Origin of the sequence: Pseudomonas sp. IT-P258, assembly GCF_949767825.1 — a bacterium.
GTDB lineage: Bacteria > Pseudomonadota > Gammaproteobacteria > Pseudomonadales > Pseudomonadaceae > Aquipseudomonas > Aquipseudomonas monachiensis.
Genome location: NZ_CATKPU010000032.1, coordinates 440,036 through 456,610, shown reverse-complemented (window position 1 = coordinate 456,610; position 16,575 = coordinate 440,036). Strand labels below are relative to the sequence as shown.

10 protein-coding genes are annotated in these 16,575 nt (G+C 61.0%); 8 read left to right on the top strand and 2 right to left on the bottom strand.

Going from position 1 to position 16,575, the window contains the following annotated elements; genetic code table 11:
* Positions 1-102: 102 nt before the first annotated feature.
* Positions 103-2,739, bottom strand: coding sequence for a hypothetical protein (locus ACM6G4_RS14595; protein WP_414913968.1), 2,637 nt, complete (start codon positions 2,737-2,739; stop codon positions 103-105).
* A gap of 520 nt (positions 2,740-3,259) precedes the next feature.
* Positions 3,260-4,315 (bottom strand): AraC family transcriptional regulator, encoded by a 1,056-nt coding sequence (locus ACM6G4_RS14590; protein WP_414913967.1) that lies wholly within the window; start codon positions 4,313-4,315, stop codon positions 3,260-3,262.
* 354 nt (positions 4,316-4,669) lie between these two features.
* On the opposite strand from ACM6G4_RS14590, the gene ACM6G4_RS14585 reads away from it, so the two are divergent.
* The 8 genes from ACM6G4_RS14585 (at position 4,670) to ACM6G4_RS14550 (ending at position 16,573) form a co-directional block, all read left to right on the top strand.
* Positions 4,670-5,236 carry an RBBP9/YdeN family alpha/beta hydrolase gene (locus ACM6G4_RS14585; protein WP_223542299.1) on the top strand — a complete coding sequence of 189 codons (567 nt, stop codon included), beginning with the start codon at positions 4,670-4,672 and terminating at the stop codon, positions 5,234-5,236.
* 124 nt (positions 5,237-5,360) lie between these two features.
* Complete coding sequence (locus ACM6G4_RS14580; protein ID WP_056728559.1) at positions 5,361-7,364, top strand: DUF1302 domain-containing protein; 2,004 nt, start codon at positions 5,361-5,363, stop codon at positions 7,362-7,364.
* A gap of 41 nt (positions 7,365-7,405) precedes the next feature.
* The gene (locus ACM6G4_RS14575) at positions 7,406-8,764 is read left to right on the top strand and encodes a DUF1329 domain-containing protein (RefSeq protein ID WP_414913966.1); all 1,359 of its coding nucleotides are present in this window, start codon (positions 7,406-7,408) and stop codon (positions 8,762-8,764) included.
* Positions 8,765-8,919: 155 nt separating this feature from the next.
* Positions 8,920-10,011 (top strand): WD40/YVTN/BNR-like repeat-containing protein, encoded by a 1,092-nt coding sequence (locus ACM6G4_RS14570; RefSeq protein WP_409078273.1) that lies wholly within the window; start codon positions 8,920-8,922, stop codon positions 10,009-10,011.
* Between the two features lie 16 nt (positions 10,012-10,027).
* Entirely contained in the window at positions 10,028-12,547 is a 2,520-nt protein-coding gene (locus ACM6G4_RS14565; protein ID WP_414913965.1) for an efflux RND transporter permease subunit, read from the top strand.
* A 6-nt stretch (positions 12,548-12,553) separates the two neighbouring features.
* A complete protein-coding gene (locus tag ACM6G4_RS14560) occupies positions 12,554-14,332 on the top strand; it encodes an acyl-CoA dehydrogenase C-terminal domain-containing protein (protein ID WP_414913964.1) in 1,779 nt (592 codons plus the stop codon).
* 24 nt (positions 14,333-14,356) lie between these two features.
* Positions 14,357-16,000, top strand: a complete 1,644-nt coding sequence (locus ACM6G4_RS14555) for a fatty acid--CoA ligase (RefSeq protein WP_414913963.1) — start codon at positions 14,357-14,359, stop codon at positions 15,998-16,000.
* A 225-nt stretch (positions 16,001-16,225) separates the two neighbouring features.
* Positions 16,226-16,573: a potassium channel family protein gene (locus tag ACM6G4_RS14550; protein WP_414913962.1), complete on the top strand. Its 348-nt coding sequence runs from the start codon at positions 16,226-16,228 to the stop codon at positions 16,571-16,573.
* The last annotated feature ends 2 nt before the right edge of the window (positions 16,574-16,575 follow it).

Sequence of the window (16,575 nt, the reverse complement as noted above, 5' to 3'; positions counted from 1 at the left end):
TTACTCAAGTAATAAGCCATTTTTCGCTCCATATTTTTTTGAAATTTTCTCGTCGCTCAGGATAGCTGGCCGTATGCTTATTGATAATGGCTGTTATTCTATCTACAACATCTCCAGTTGGCCGCTATCTGCAATGTCATACAAGCAATGCTTCACCCAAAAATACGCTGCAGACCTTACTGCGTATTTGGTTTCTAGAAGTAAATCCGGGTGCTCCTCAAAGTTTGCCGAATCATTGGGCCAGTGTGCTCGATGCCAGCTTTGAAACATATTGTAATTGCTTCTTCCGGTCAGTTGTTTTAAGCCGCGTCCTCTATACTTCCAGCCATCACCACTAGCGTAATCCCCATTCCCAAGTCTTCCTCCATAGGCATAATTCGCTATTTTTTCGTAATCTGTGCTGGTGATTGAGTCGCCGGTTGCATTAATGTTTTTTTGATTTCTATTCGCATATCCTAAAACGGCAGCCTTTTCAGGTTGATTACCGAAATAGCCAAACGTCCCAATCAAGCCTTGTTTTGAATAAACAAACGATTCCTCTATGCTTATTGTTGGTCCTGTCTCCCGCATAACTTGTGCCCAAAAGTGGGCGCGTCTGAGCTCAGTGTCAAGCTTGTAAAGCTCGATGTGTTCGTTCAGTTCATCGGCTATTGATTGCATCGTTGGAAGTGCAGACGGACTAACTTTCGAATATATTTTTTTCATCATTTCAATAGTGAAGAGATAGGCAATGCCGCCGATGAAATGTCCTACCATTCCCACCGGATGAAAGTGATACGGCCTCCCCCACGCCGGCAACCCCACTTTCTCCGCCACCTCACTCCACCAACTGATCTGCTCAATCCGCTGCTTCTCCGCCTCCCAATTCCAGTGCGGCGTCGAGCCGCTGTGGCCGAGCAGTTCATCCAGAGCGTCCCACTTCTGAGGTTGGTGAAACCACTCACTTTCCTTGCGCAGGATCATCTGCGAGATGGCTTGCGCCAGAGCCGGGAGTCGCAGGGCCGCCTGCAGTTCGTCGGCAGTGATCTTGCCGTCGCGGTTGCGGTCGATGATGGCGTACAGGCGATTTTTCATCGGCCCGTGGTTGTTTTTCTCGGCCAGGGGCCGAAAGCGCTCACGCTGTGCCTCGTTGAAGCGGCCGACCGCACTGAAAAACGACGCCATTTCCTGTCGCGGCGTGCTGTAGTCGAAAATCACCTCATAACCTTCCCACGACCACGGGCTGAGCCACGGGGTGGCGTCGACTTCTTCGCACACCCAGCCGTCGAGCAGGTTGTGGTCTGCACCGTGCAGCAGCCCGTCCAGGCGATACCAGTTACGGGCCTTGCGGTACTCGGTCGCCGGCATGTGGATTTTACTTTCGGGCGGCAGGCCATCCAGGAGGTTTCTAGGGACTAACAGGTCGGCGGCGCTGCGTGGGCTGGCGTCACTCGACGCCTGCAGGCGCGCGCCCGTGACCCATTCTTCATGGGGTACCACCGGCGTGCCCTTGACCAGCTTCATCCAGGTGCACTCTTTCGCCGGCAGTCGCTTGGCCCAGTCTCGACTGGCGTCAAAGAACAAATCGACGTCATCGCCGGTGAACACTTCCAGGTGCAGTTTTTCCTCCGGTCGATCCGCGCCCATGCTCTGGTACTCGCCGAAGTGCCCTATCAAGGCACCGGCCTGGATCGGCACCGGCTGGTCGAGTACCACGATGCGGTCCGTGGCCAGCGGAGCGAGCTCGCCTTGCAGTGAGGCAAAGTGCACATATTGGTGGACACGCTCCAGCTTGCGGAAATCGCCCTCGCCGCTAACCGTGACGACCGAGCCGGTCGGCAGTTTCAAATGGACACCGCTCGTCAGGTTCGGCTCGACGCGAACATTCACCGCCGGTTCCGACGAGGTGATGCGGTACTCGTTGTCCCCGAGGGGTCGCAGCAGCTTGGCGGCGATGTAACCCGCCAGCGCCCCGTCGTCGGTGATCAGGACATCAGGGCCAAGGCGATTTTCCAGTTTGCGGTAGGCCCCCGTGCCACTAACGGTCACCGGCGCACCCCGCGGCAGGAAGTCGATGATCTTGCCTTGGGAAGGCTGGTGACGCACATTCAGGCCGCGCTGTTCCAGCGAGCCCGGGCGAATGTCCTTGGCGTTTTGCGGGACCCGCAGGGTCGGACTGGCGGGCCAGAAACCGGGGCGCTCGATGGCATCGTTTTGCTCGTACTTCGCCCAACCCTGAAGGTGCATGTACAGGCTGTAGAAGGTCAGGCTGGGCGGTATGTCCGTGCTGCCGGCAATCTTCGGCGGCTGCAGGCGATGACGCACCAGCACGAAATTGCGCGAGAACGGTTTGTTGATGGTCATCTCGCCGATGAAATAACGCGTGGTCGGCGCGTGCGTGTCGATGCGGTACGCCACCACTTCACCGTCGGCCAGGCACTGCACGCTGGACTGATCCAGGGTGCCGGCGGTGCCCCCGTCGAAATGGATACCGCCGTGGAACAGACCGCTGCGACCGATTGGGTAGTAACCGCCAGCGGCGTTGGCCAGGTGGGTCAGCTGCCGCAGCGGGTTGGGGTTGTCCTTGGACGCATCCTTGTCCTTGAACGGATGGCACCAGTTTTTCAGCGGCGGCGGGCTCGCAGGCGTTGGAGTGAACCGAGTATCGGGCGTCGGCAGGATCGGCGCCCGGGGTACCGCAAGCGGCGAGGTCTGTTGAGGCTCGCGTAAGCCAAACAGTCGGGCAAGCAAACTGGCCATGTTGAATGTCGCTCCTTGCTATGCAAACGGGATTGCGCAGGAACGAACTCCGGTCGACATTTCCAGCGATGTTGGGCGTCGGGTGCTGTGCCAACAGTAGCTGTTTGGCCGCTGGTCAGGGGGAGACCCTGGGACTGGAAAAGTCATCCTCGTTCAAGCGCTCGCAAGCTTTAACGAGGGCGACGAAAATGGATGTAGGGGATTTCTGGTAATGGCGTAGGACGCTTCCAAAGTTTGAAAGTTTGGAGTTTTCGGCCCGCCGAAGCATGCGAAAGCCCGCTCGAAGCGATATTAAGTTAGCGCAATGATTGATTCTGCGAGATTTTACAAATCGGGTTCGCTGGCCGCGTCGGTGCGCAGGAGGCAGTTACAGGACTAAACAGCCGAACAAAATCATCAAGCGGGGAGGGGAAGGGCGATAGCGAGTTATTTTTCAGGAAGATCAATAGCGACCTTCCCGATTTTTCGTGAACAATTTTTTTTGCCTGGCACTCAAGGCATTTATGCAGCGCCTGCCTTTTCAGGATTGTTCCTGATCAGACTGCCCCGCAGCATCTGCCTGAAGCTTTGCAGCGCCTGGTTTATGCGTGCTGCGCCACACCGCCGGCGGCATACCAAACTGACTGATAAACCACCGCGTAAACGAACTCGCCATCGAATAACCCAGCATGTCGGCAATACGACTGAGGGAGTAGTTCGGGTTGTCCAGGTAACGCAGCACCAGGTCGCGGCGCACATCGTTGATCACGTCGTTGAAGGCGCAGCCGTCGTCCTTGAGGCGGCGTTGCAGGGTGCGCACGTTCATGCCCTGGCTCTGGGCCACCTGCTCGATGGTGGCGCGCCCCATGGGCAGCAGCAGGTAGATGGCCTTGCGCACCTCGAACAGCATCGAGGCGCCTTCGTGGTTCTGCAGCGAGTCGAGGTAGCCCTGGGCATAGCGGGCCATGGCCGGGTCGGCGTTGGGGTTGGTCATGTCGAGGCTGATGTCTGGGCAGACGATGCCGTTGAACTCGCTGCCGAACTCCAGGTTGCAGCCGAACAGGCGGCGGTGCAGGTGCAGGTTGTCCGGTGGCTGGTGCATGAAGTTGACGCTGTAGGGATGCCAGTGTGTGCCCAGCAGGGCCGAGCACAGCCGGAACATCACGCCAATGGCCAGCTCCGTGGCCTGGCGGCTGGGCATCGGCGATTCGGTGACCACCTCTTCGCGAATGATCACCATCTTGCCGGCCTCCTCGATGAAGATGGCCAGCGAGTCATTCATCAGGTGCCGGTAATCCACCACCACCTGCAAGGCATCGCGCAGGGTGCGCTGGTGGCTGAGCAGCAGGCTGACCACGCCGAAGTCCGAGAGCTGTCGCGACTCGGCCATGCTCAGGCCGAAGGTCTGGCAGCCGCTGGCGGTGGCCGAGTCTTCCAGCAAGCGCACGGCGGCATCGATATGGATACGGTGTTCAGGGGCTTGCAGTTGGGCCCTGCTCAGGCCGACAGCGGCCAGCACGTCGCGCGGGTTGAAACCCAGGTACTGGGTGACCTCCAGGTAGTTGGTCAAGACGGCGGCGCGAACAAGCTTGGTCATGCAAAGTCTTCCCTGGGCCGATGGCGATTGGCGTGAGCGTGGCGACTATATCCAGCGTATCAACAGTTGAACAGTTGTCATGTCGTTGATGGAATTCATGCTGCCGGTCACCAGTCTTCTACGCTGCATGGAGCCACCGGCGCTCATCCGTTGATTACAGTGACCTTGCGCCGACCTGCGGGATTTTTCGACCGGTGGTCGCGCTGTCAAAGTGTCCGACAATTTGTCATCAAAAGAAAAGTGCATGACGTCCAATGTAAAGCGCTTCGGGTGGGCGCTCTTTAATGTCGACCCTACAAAAAGCCCCTGGCGAATACAGCCAGTCGAGTTATCGAGAAAGCGAAGGTGTTGACCGTGGACAAACTGCAAACTGCCGCCACCGTTCTGATCGTCCCAGGCCTGCGCGAGCATGTGGCCGAACATTGGCAAACACTGCTGGCCGCCAGGCTGAGCAACGTGCGCAGTGTGGCGCCGCTTACGACCGACAAGCTCGATTGCATGGCCCGTGTGCGGGCGATTCAACACGAACTCGAACAAATCGACGGCCCGGTGATTCTGGTGGCCCACAGCGCAGGTGTGCTGATGGTCGCGCACTGGGCTGCGCACTACAGCCGTCCGATCAAGGGCGCCTTGCTGGCCGCGCCACCGGACCTCGATGCGGTCTGGCCGTCAAACTATCCATCGTCCGAGACCCTGCGTAACCAGGGCTGGAATCCTCTGCCACAAGGTCCGCTGCCATTTCGCAGCATCGTGGCCGGCAGCACCAACGATCACCTGGCCAGTCTTGCCGCGGTCACCCGCATGGCAGAAGGCTGGGGCGCCGAATTGCTCAATCTGGGCGAAGTCGGTCATCTCAATCCGGCCGCAGGATTTGGCCACTGGCAGCAAGCTGAAGCACTCATCCTGGAGCTGGATCGCTAGTACAAGGAGCTGGACTGGCAGTACGCCAACCGGCATTTGCCCTCATTCCTTAAACGCAAGCCCGAAGAGGTTTGTGCGAGGGCGGCTGCGCTTAAAACAAAGACAAAAAGGCGGAGACAACGCAATGCACAACAATAAGAGTCACGGCTTCACCGCGCCACGCTACACCTTGCTGGCCTCGGCCATTTTCGCGGCAACCGTACCGATGGCCCATGGGGTCGAGATCGAGACGGGGAATCCGGACTGGAACGTACGCGTGGATAACACCATCAAGTACAACTACGGCGTACGCACCGAAAGCGCCGACAAGCGCATGCTGGCAACGCCGAACAACAACGACGGCGACTACAACTTCCGCAAGGCCGGTACCAACATCACCAACCGTGTCGACCTGTTGACCGAAATGGACGTGGTCTACAAGAACGCCATGGGCTTTCGCGTCAGCGCCGCCAGCTGGTACGACAAGGCCTATGACAACACCGGTTCCAACTCCAACCCGTTCGTCAACGGCAACGATGCGCGATCGGGCCTGATCGCCAACGACCCGCGCCTGGCCGGGGTCACCCATGACAACGTCGGCAACGGCAGCCCGCACCTGAGCAACTATGCCCAGCGCTACTACAGCGGTCCTTCGGGCGAAATCCTCGATGCCTTCGTGTTCTACAGCACCGAAGTGGGCGAGGAGTCGATGTTCAGCGCCAAGGCCGGTCAGCACAACGTGTTCTGGGGCGAGACCATTCTCAACCCGGTGCACTCGGTCAGCTACGGCCAGTCCGGCCTCGACCTGGCCAAGCTCGCCGCTTCGCCGGGTACCGAAGCCAAGGAACTGTTCGTTCCGCGTAACCAGCTGTCGATGTCGTTCACCATCAATCCCGAGCTGACCGTGGGTGCCCAGTATTTCCTCAATTGGGATGCCGCGCGTCTGCCGGAAGCGGGCACCTACTACGGTGGTTCCGACCTGGTCGGCTTCGGCGCGCAATCGTTCCTGTTGGGCAACACCAACGGCGTGGTACCGGGCAGCCCGCTCGGTTGTGGCCTGGCGCCGTGCAACGCCTTGACCAATGTGCGTCGCGGCAAGGACCTGACCCCGCATGACAGCGGCGACTGGGGCGTCATGGCCAAATGGTCGCCGGCCTGGCTGGATGGCACCCTCGGCGTTTACTACCGCGAAACCTCGGAAATCCTGCCGCAAGCCTGGCTGGACGCCCGGGGCATTACCTCGGCCAACCCGAACGGCACCCGTCCGGCAGGGCAAGTGCCTGCGGTGATCAACACCCTCAACTCGCTGGACACCGCCACCTATCAACTGGCCTATGCCGACAACATCAAGATCCTTGGCCTGAGTCTGTCCAAGGACGTGGGTGGAATCAGCGTGGGTTCGGACCTGAACGTTCGTCACAACATGCCGCTGGCCAGTATCCCGGCGATCGTCAGTACCCGCAGCCCGCTGGGCCTGGGTCAAGGGCTTGGGCTGCTGCCTGCGCGTTCGGACGCCACCGGTGTGGTCTATGACACCCCGAGCCGTGGCGACAGCATGGCCGCCACCGGTGACACCCTGCACTGGACGCTCAACGGTCTGATGACCCTGCCGAAAACACCTGTGTTCGACCAGGCAACCGTGCTGGCCGAGCTGTACTACAGCAACCTGCTCAAGCTCGATAGCGAAAACGAGGCGCTCTACAAAGGCAAGAGCAGCTATCGCGGCATCGACGCGCCGACCCGTGACAACTGGGGTCTGGCCGTCAACTTCACACCGACCTGGTACCAGGTATTCCCGGGTGTCGATCTCAACGCGCCGATGTCGGTCAACGTCGGTCTCGATGGTGTGTCGCCGGTCTCCGGTGGCGGTGCCAAGGACACCGGCAACTATGCCGTGGGCGTGGGCGCCATTGTGTACAACAAATACTTTGTCGACCTGAAGTACGTGGACTCCTTTGGCGAAACCGACAAGTGCAACAAGAGCGGTGTAAGCACCGGCCCAACCGGTGGTGACGGCTCTACCCCGAACGCCTTTAGCGGCAACGAAAACTACGCCTGCTACGCCGGTGGCTACTCGTCCTTCTCCGGAGGTGGTGCCACGACTGAGGACCGTGGCGCCGTGTACCTGACGATGAAAACTACATTCTGATTCACCACTGATTTGCTTAACGCAAGCAGGAGAATAACAAGATGAAATTTGTAAAAACCGTGTTGGCCGCTTCGCTGGCCATGGTCTTCGCCGCTCAGGCACAGGCTGCTGTTTCACCTCAGGAAGCTGCCAGGCTTGGCACCAGCCTGACCCAGGTAGGGGCTGAAAAAGCCGGGAACGCTGATGGTTCCATTCCTGCCTACAACGGTGGCTTGACCACGCCGCCGGCCAGCTTCAAGGCCGGCGACAGCATGCGCCCGGATCCGTTTGCCAGTGAAAAGCCGGTACTGGTGATCGACGGCAAGAACGTCGATCAGTACAAGGGCCTGCTCACCGCGACCACGGTAGAACTGACCAAGCGTTTCCCGACGTTCCGTGTCGACGTGTTCCCGACGCACCGCACCGTTTCGCTGCCCCAGGCGATTCTGGACAACGGCGTGAAGAACGCCAGCGGCGCCAAGTCCCTGGAAGGTGGCCTGGCCATCGACAACGTCCTGCCTGGCATTCCATTCCCGATTCCGCAGTCGGGCAACGAAGCGATGTGGAACTTCCTGTTGCGCTACCAAGGCGTCAGCATCAGCTCCAAGTACGACTCCTGGAACGTTGACTCCGCGGGCGTTCCCAGCCTGGCGACCACCGGGCAAGCGAACATCTCCTACCCGATCTACGAAAACCTCTCGCAGCCGATCAGCAGTGCCGACGTGTACTACCAGATGAAGCTGGCGTACACCGGCCCTGCGCGCCGGGCCGGCGAGGCGATCATGCTCAAGGATGCCGCCAACCCGTTGCAGCAACCGCGTCGCGCCTGGCAGTACTTGCCGGGGCAGCGTCGAGTGAAACTGGCGCCGAGCCTGGCTTACGACACGCCAAACCCGGGGACCGCCGGTGCGGGCACCTACGATGACGTGTTCGTGTTCAACGGTGCGCTGGATCGCTACGACTGGAAACTGGTCGGCAAGCAGGAAATGATCGTGCCGTACAACACCTACAAACTGACCTACGTGCAGGATCCGAAGTCGCTGACCACCGCCAATCACCTGTCACCTGACTTCGTACGCTGGGAAAAACACCGCGTCTGGGTCGTTGAAGGCAACCTCAAGGCCGGTGCCCGTCACATCTACGCCAAGCGCCGCTTCTACCTCGACGAAGACAGCTGGACCGCTTTGGCCTCGGATCAGTATGACGCCCGTGGTCAGCTCTATCGCGGTTCCTTCGCCTTCCTGAGCCAGAGCTACGACAAGCAGGTGCCGGATTCGACGCCGTTCATGATCTACGACCTGGTCGGCGGTTCCTACAACATCAACGGTGTAGTCGGCCCTTACGGCGGCATCAAGTACATCGAGCCGCTCTCCAAGGCCCAGTGGTCTTCGGAATCCCTGGCCGGCGCCGGTATTCGCTAAGCCAACCGCAAAAAAGCGCAAGTTCGGTCCACTGCCCACAAGACAGTGAGACCGTGCGGCGGTCGGTGCGTGCCGATCGTCACGAACGCAAGGTTTGAACGTCAGGCACACCGATGATGTGTGCCCCGACGCGGTTTTCCGAAGAGGGACGCAGTATGTGTTCGTATAAAAATAATATGTTGCAGCTAGCGTTTGGCGTTGTGCTCGGCCTGTCGCAGGGCATCGCCCAGGCGGCCGATTACGTCGATGTGCTGGACCTGCCCGCCAGGGTCAGTGCCTTGGCCATCAACAGCCCGTTGTCCGGTATGACTCGCGCCGGCGAGCGCGTGATTACCGTCGGCCAGCGTGGCCATATTCTGTTTTCCGATGATTCGGGAAACCACTGGCAACAGGCCGCCGTACCGGCCAGTGCCGACCTCACTGCGGTGAATTTTCCGACCGCCACCCAAGGCTGGGCGGTGGGCAATGACGGCGTGGTGCTGCACAGCAGCGACGCCGGCGCGACCTGGCAAAAGCAACTCGACGGGCGTCAGATCGGCGCCTTGCTGGTCAAGCATTACACGGCGCTGGCCAGCGCCGAACCGGGCAATGAGCAATGGCCGCTGCTGGTCGCCGAGGGCCAGAGGCTGGCCGATCAGGGCGCGGACAAACCGCTGCTCGGCGTCTGGTTCGCCAACGACAAGACCGGCTACGTGGTCGGCGTGTTCAACCTGATCCTGCGCACCGACGACGGTGGCCTGACCTGGACCCCGTTCCAGGACCGCACCGACAACCCCCAGGGTTTCCACCTCAACGCCATCGCCTCCACCGGCGACAGCCTGTACATCGCTGGCGAGCAGGGCCTGTTGCTCAAGTGGGACGACAGCGCCCAACGCTTCAATGCCGTGCCGACGCCTTATCAAGGCAGCTTCTTCGGTGTGCTCGGCAAGCCCGGCGAAGTGCTGATCTACGGCCTGCGCGGCAACGTGTTGCGCAGCACCGATGGCGGCCAGAGCTGGACCGCACTGGACACAGGCCTGCACGTCAGCATCACCGCGGGCCTGATCGATGCCCGTGGCAATTATCGCTTGTTCACCCAGGGCGGGCAGATGCTGGTCAGCCAAGGGACGGGCGCGCAGTTGCGTCTGAAGCAGCAACCGGCACCGACCCCGGTCGCCGGCGCCACCCAGTCCGCCGCCGGCGCCTTGGTGCTGGCCGGCAGCCGTGGTGCCCGGACGCTGTCCGCCGATCCAGCCCTCGAACCCTAAGAGCGAGAACCCAGACATGGGCAATATCAAACAAGACGCCATGCCGGTGATTCGCGATCTGCGTGATTTCGACCACCGCTCCGGCAACCTCCTCGAGCGGTTGGTGTTTAACTACCGCCCGCTGTTCATGCTGCTGATGGCGCTCGCCACCGTGGTGCTGGGCTTCATGGCCGTGACTCGCCTGGAGTTGCGCCCAAGCTTCGAAAAAATGATTCCCCAGAGCCAGCCCTACATCCAGAACTTCCTGGAAAACCGCGCTTCGCTGCGCGGCCTGGGCAACTCGGTGCGGGTGGTGGTCGAGAACACCCAGGGCGATATTTTCGACCCCGAATACCTCGACGTGCTCAAGCAGGTCAACGACCAGTTGTTCCTCACCGAAGGCGTCGACCGTGCGTGGATGAAGTCGCTGTGGAGCCCGGCGGTGCGCTGGACCGAAGTCACCGAGGACGGTTTCCAGGGTGGCCCGGTGATGCCCGACACCTATTCCGGGCAGCCTGAGCAGATCGAACAGTTGCGCCAGAACATCTCCCGCGCCGGTGTGGTGGGCAGCCTGGTGGCCAGCGACTTCAAGTCGACCATGCTGATCGTGCCGCTGATGGACAAAGCTGCCGCTGGTGGTCAACGCATCAACTACCACGCGTTCTCGCAGATGCTCGAAGAGCAGTTGCGCGACAAGATCGAATACGCCGGCGACAGCGCTGCGCGTCAATCCGGCGTCGAAGGCACCGGCCATTACAAGGTGCGGGTGATCGGCTTCGCCAAACTGATGGGCGACCTGATCGACGGCCTGATCCAGGTGATGATGTTCTTCGGCCTGGCCGTGGTCACGTCGCTGATCATCATCTACGGCTACACCCGTTGCGTGCGCAGCACCCTGCTGGTGGTCGGCTGTTCGCTGATCGCGGTGGTCTGGCAACTGGGCATCGTCGCCTGGCTCGGCTACGCCATCGATCCGTACTCGGTGTTGGTGCCGTTTTTGATCTTCGCCATCGGCGTGTCCCATGCCGCGCAGAAGATGAACGGCATCATGCAGGACATCGCCCGTGGCACCCATAAACTGATCGCTGCGCGCTACACCTTCCGCCGTCTGTTCATCGCCGGTGTCACCGCGTTGCTGGCCGATGCCGTGGGCTTTGCCGTGTTGATGCTGATCGACATTCCAGTGATCCAGGATCTGGCGATCACTGCCAGCATCGGCGTCGCGGTGCTGATCTTCACCTCGCTGTTGCTGATGCCGGTGGCACTGTCCTACGTTGGTGTTGGCGCGAAAGCCGCCGAGCGCGCGTTGAAGATCGACAACCGCGCAGAGAAGCACAAAGGCTTCGGCAGACTGTGGGACGCGCTCGATCGCTTCACCACGGCCAAGTGGGCCACGGGTGCCGTGCTGGTCGCGGTGTTGATGGGCATTGGCGGTTTCGTGGTCAGCCTGGACCTGAAGATCGGCGACCTGGAAAGCGGGGCACCGGAGTTGCGCGCCGACTCGCGCTACAACCGCGACAACGCCTACATCACCCAGCATTACGCGCTGTCCAGCGACCTGTTCGCGGTGATGATCAAGACGGCGCCGGAAGGCTGCCTGAACTACAAGACTTTGGTCCTGGCCGACCGCCTGGCCTGGGAGCTGCAACAGTATCCGGGCGTGCAGGCGACGTCTTCGCTGGTCAACGCGGTGCGCCAGATCACCGCCGGCACCTACGAAGGCAACCCCAAGCTCAACAGCATCCAGCGCAACCAGGACGTGCTCAACTACGCCGCCCAGCAAGCCTCGGTCAACTCCCCGGAGCTGTTTAACACCGACTGCTCGCTGATGCCGGTGATCACCTTCCTCAAGGATCACAAGGCCGAAACCCTGGATGCCGTGGTGGCGATTGCCGACAAGTTCGCCAAGGAAAACAGCACCGAAGATCGCCAGTTCCTGCTCGCCGCCGGGACTGCCGGTATTGAAGCCGCGACCAACATCGTGGTGCGTGAAGCCAACCGCACCATGCTGCTGTACGTGTATGCGGCGGTGACGCTGTTCTGCCTGATCACCTTCCGCAGCTGGCGCGCCACGCTGGTGGCGTTGTTGCCGCTGGTGCTGACCTCGATCCTCTGCGAAGCCTTGATGGTGGCCATGGGTATCGGCGTGAAAGTCGCGACCTTGCCGGTGATCGCCCTCGGCGTGGGCATCGGCGTCGACTACGCCTTGTACTTGCTCAGCGTGCAACTGCACTTCCAGCGCCAGGGCCTGCCGCTGTCCGAGGCCTACCGCAACGCCGTGTCCTTCACCGGCCGGGTGGTCGGGCTGGTGGGCATCACCCTCGCCGCGGGCGTGGTGTGCTGGGTCTGGTCGCCGATCAAGTTCCAGGCCGACATGGGCATCCTGCTGACCTTCATGTTCCTGTGGAACATGCTCGGCGCGCTGATCCTCATTCCTGCGCTTTCGTACTTCCTGCTGCGCGAACGGGCCCCTCAGCCCGGTTCTGTCGCGGCAACCGAAACCACTGAATCCACTGAACGTCCCGGCATGCCGCATGCCGTGACCACTTCCGAGTAAGCCAAGATGTCTGATTACAAAGCTCCCCTGCGCGACATGCGCTTCGTACTCAACGAGGTTTTCCAGGTGTCCCGGCTGTGGGCACAATTGCCCGGCCTGGCCGACGTGATCGATGAAGAGACCGCCGCCGCCATCCTCGAAGAGGCCGGCAAGATCAGCGGCGAAGTGATCGCGCCACTGAACCGCGCCAGCGACGAACAGGGCTGCACCTGGAACGACGGCGCGGTCACCGCCCCGGACGGTTTTGCCCAGGCCTATCAAGCCTTCGCCGAAGGCGGATGGGTGGGTGTCGGCGGTGATCCGCAGTACGGCGGCATGGGCATGCCCAAGGCGATTTCGGCGCAGGTCGAAGAGATGGTCAACTCGGCCAGCCTATCGTTCGGCCTGTACCCGATGCTGACCGCCGGCGCCTGCCTGTCGATCAAGGCCCACGCCAGTGAAGAACTGAAAGCGGCTTACTTGCCGAACATGTACGCCGGCACCTGGACTGGTTCGATGTGCCTGACCGAAGCCCATTCCGGTACCGACCTGGGCCTGATCCGCACCAAGGCCGAACCCCAGGCCGACGGCAGCTACAAGGTCAGCGGCAGCAAGATTTTCATCACCGGCGGCGAGCACGACCTGACCGAGAACATTATCCATCTGGTGCTGGCGCGTCTGCCCGATGCACCGGCCGGGCCCAAAGGCATCTCGCTGTTCCTGGTGCCGAAAGTGCTGGTCAACGCCGACGGCTCGCTGGGTGAAAACAACGCGCTGTCCTGCGGCTCCATCGAACACAAGATGGGCATCAAGGCCTCCGCCACCTGCGTGATGAACTTCGACGGCGCCACCGGCTGGATCGTCGACGCACCGAACAAAGGCCTGGCGGCCATGTTCACCATGATGAACTACGAGCGCCTGGGCGTGGGCATCCAGGGCCTGGCGCAGGGTGAGCGTTCTTACCAGAACGCCGTCGCCTACGCCCGTGACCGCCTGCAAAGCCGCGCACCGACCGGCGCGCAGCACAAGGACAAAGCGGCCGACCCGATTATCGTGCACCCGGACGTGCGCCGCATGCTGCTGACCATGAAAGCCTTGAACGAAGGCGGTCGTGCGTTCTCCAGCTACGTGGCCCTGCAACTGGATATCGCCAAATACAGCGAAGACGCCCCGACACGCCAGCGCGCACAGGATCTGGTGTCGCTGCTGACCCCGGTGGCCAAGGCTTTCCTCACCGACATGGGCCTGGAAACCACCCTCCATGGCCAACAGGTCTTCGGCGGCCACGGCTACATCCGTGAATGGGGTCAGGAGCAACTGGTGCGCGATGTGCGCATCACCCAGATCTACGAAGGCACCAACGGCATCCAGTCGCTGGACCTGGCCGGACGCAAGATCGTCGGCAGCGGCGGGGCGCTGTACCGCTTGTTCGCTTCGGAAATCCGCAACTTCACCGCCAGCGCTGGCGCTAATCTCGGCGAGTTCACCCAGCCGCTGAACGCTGCCGTCGACACCCTCGACGACCTGACCGCGTGGCTGCTGGACCGGGCACAAAACAACCCGAACGAAATCGGCGCAGCCTCGGTCGAGTACCTGCACGTGTTTGGCTACACCGCGTACGCCTACATGTGGGCGCGCATGGCCAAGGCCGTCATGAGCGGCGATGCCGAGGACGATTTCTACACCAGCAAACTGGCCACCGCGCGTTTCTACTTCGCCCGGTTGCTGCCGCGTATCCATTCGTTGAGCGCATCGGCCAAGGCCGGCAGCGACTGCCTCTACGAGCTGCAAGCCGATCAGTTCTGATCGAAAGGACAAGGAACCTTAAACATGATGGCGACAAAAATAATCCCGCCCGCCGACGGCGCCTATGCCTATCCCTTGCTGATCAAGCAATTGCTGCTGTCCGGCGTGCGCTACCAGCCGGGCCGGGAAATCGTCTACGCCGACAAGCTGCGCTACAGCTACGAGACCCTCAACAAGCGTATCCGCCGACTGGCCAATGCGCTGACGGCGGCCGGGGTCAAGGCCGGTGACACCGTGGCCCTGCTCGACTGGGACAGCCACCGCTACCTGGAATGCTTCTTCGCCGTGCCGATGATCGGCGCGGTGCTGCACACCGTGAATATTCGCCTGTCGCCGGAGCAGGTGCTGTTCACCATGAACCACGCCGAGGATGACCTGGTGCTGGTGCATGATGATTTCCTGCCTCTGGTCGAGCAGATCCACGGTCGGCTGGAAACCGTAAAAGGTTACCTGCAGCTCACCGATGACGAGGCGACCACCACCTCGCTGCCGGTGCTGGGCGAGTACGAGCACCTGTTGTCCCTGGCCCCGGAGCAGTACGACTTCCCCGATTTCGACGAGAACTCGGTCGCCACGCTGTTCTACACCACCGGCACCACCGGCGACCCGAAGGGCGTGTACTTCACGCATCGCCAACTGGTGCTGCACACCCTGAATGCCGTCGGTACCCTGGGCGCCTATCAGGGCCAGCCGCTGTTGCGCTCCGACGACGTGTACATGCCGATCACACCGATGTTCCACGTGCATGCGTGGGGCGTGCCGTATGTCGCGACCCTGATGGGCATCAAGCAGGTCTACCCCGGCCGCTACGAACCCAACAGCCTGGTCAAGTTGTACCGCGAAGAGAAGGTGACCTTCTCCCACTGCGTGCCGACCATTTTGCAGATGATCCTCAACTGTGAAGAGGGCAAGGCGACCCGTTTCGACGGCTGGAAAATGCTCCTGGGCGGCAGCGCGCTGACCCTGGGCGTGGCCAGCGAAGCCCATGCCAAAGGCATGGTGGTGCACGCCGGCTACGGCATGTCCGAGACCTGCCCGTTGCTGTGCCTGACCTACCTGCGCGATGAAGACCTGCAGCTGTGCGCCGAAGCGCAACTGCCGATCCGCATCAAGACCGGCACCCCGGTGCCGATGGTCGACCTGAAGATCATCGACGCCGACGGCAACGATGTGGCCCATGACGGCGAGTCGCTGGGCGAGATCGTGGTGCGCGCACCGTGGCTGACCCAGGGTTATCTGAAAGCCCCGGACCAAGGCGCGCAGCTGTGGCACAACGGCTGGCTGCACACCGGCGACATGGCCTCGATCGACAAGCTGGGCGGCGTGGAAATCAAGGATCGCATCAAGGACGTGATCAAGACCGGCGGCGAGTGGATCAGCTCACTGGAACTGGAGAGCCTGATCAGCGAACACCCGGCGGTCATGTCGGTCGCGGTGGTGGGTATCGTCGATGAGCAGTGGGGCGAACGCCCGATGGCCATGGTCGTTTGCGAACCGGGGCAATACCTCGACCGCAAGATTCTGGAGGTGCATTTGCAAGCCTTCGTCGACGGCGGGCGCATCAACAAATGGGCGATCCCCAAGCAGTTCAAGTTTGTGACCGAAATCCCCAAGACCAGCGTCGGCAAGATCAACAAGAAGCTGATTCGGGAAACTGAAGCGAACTGAGGGATACGCCTGCCACTGTTGCTGATGTAGGAACAGGCTCGCTCCTACAACGAATACAACAGTGCGCTGTTTCTGGATAGTTCGCGGGGCGTCATCTTTGTCATAGTCCTGGCCAAAGATAACGCCCCGTCGGTCGCAGTTTTCAGAGCTTGTGCCAAGCTGAACGGGGTATTGAACCGCCGCGTATTCAATTGCCGGTCAGTCAAATCCCAGGAAGCCCACGACATGAACTTCACCCTTGCATCAAACGTCCGCCACGAGTTCTACAAAGCCGTCTGGTTCTACTTCAAAGTGGTCTGGCCGATCTTCTCGATACTGCTTTTAGTGATCATCGCCTTCGGCCTTATCATCGCTCAACTGGAAGGCTGGAGCCCTTTTGACGGCATCTACTTCGCCTTCGTGACGGGCCTGACCATCGGCTATGGAGAGCTGGTGCCCAAGCTGGGTGTGTCGCGAGTGCTGGCGATCCTGCTGGGTTTCAACGGCGTGCTGATGACCGCGACATTCGCGGCGATCAGTGTCCGGGCGATTGAAGTGACGGTGACGGCGTCGCGGCAGAAGGACGTCGAATAGGG

Bases quoted from the DNA above. Each gene is read 5' to 3' on its own strand.
- ACM6G4_RS14550 (WP_414913962.1), top strand. From the start codon at position 16,226: ATGAACTTCACCCTTGCATCAAACGTCCGCCACGAGTTCTACAAAGCC.
- ACM6G4_RS14570 (WP_409078273.1), top strand. From the start codon at position 8,920: ATGTGTTCGTATAAAAATAATATGTTGCAGCTAGCGTTTGGCGTTGTG.
- ACM6G4_RS14595 (WP_414913968.1), bottom strand. From the start codon at position 2,739: ATGGCCAGTTTGCTTGCCCGACTGTTTGGCTTACGCGAGCCTCAACAG.
- ACM6G4_RS14555 (WP_414913963.1), top strand. From the start codon at position 14,357: ATGATGGCGACAAAAATAATCCCGCCCGCCGACGGCGCCTATGCCTAT.
- ACM6G4_RS14560 (WP_414913964.1), top strand. From the start codon at position 12,554: ATGTCTGATTACAAAGCTCCCCTGCGCGACATGCGCTTCGTACTCAAC.
- ACM6G4_RS14580 (WP_056728559.1), top strand. From the start codon at position 5,361: ATGCACAACAATAAGAGTCACGGCTTCACCGCGCCACGCTACACCTTG.
- ACM6G4_RS14590 (WP_414913967.1), bottom strand. From the start codon at position 4,315: ATGACCAAGCTTGTTCGCGCCGCCGTCTTGACCAACTACCTGGAGGTC.
- ACM6G4_RS14575 (WP_414913966.1), top strand. From the start codon at position 7,406: ATGAAATTTGTAAAAACCGTGTTGGCCGCTTCGCTGGCCATGGTCTTC.
- ACM6G4_RS14565 (WP_414913965.1), top strand. From the start codon at position 10,028: ATGGGCAATATCAAACAAGACGCCATGCCGGTGATTCGCGATCTGCGT.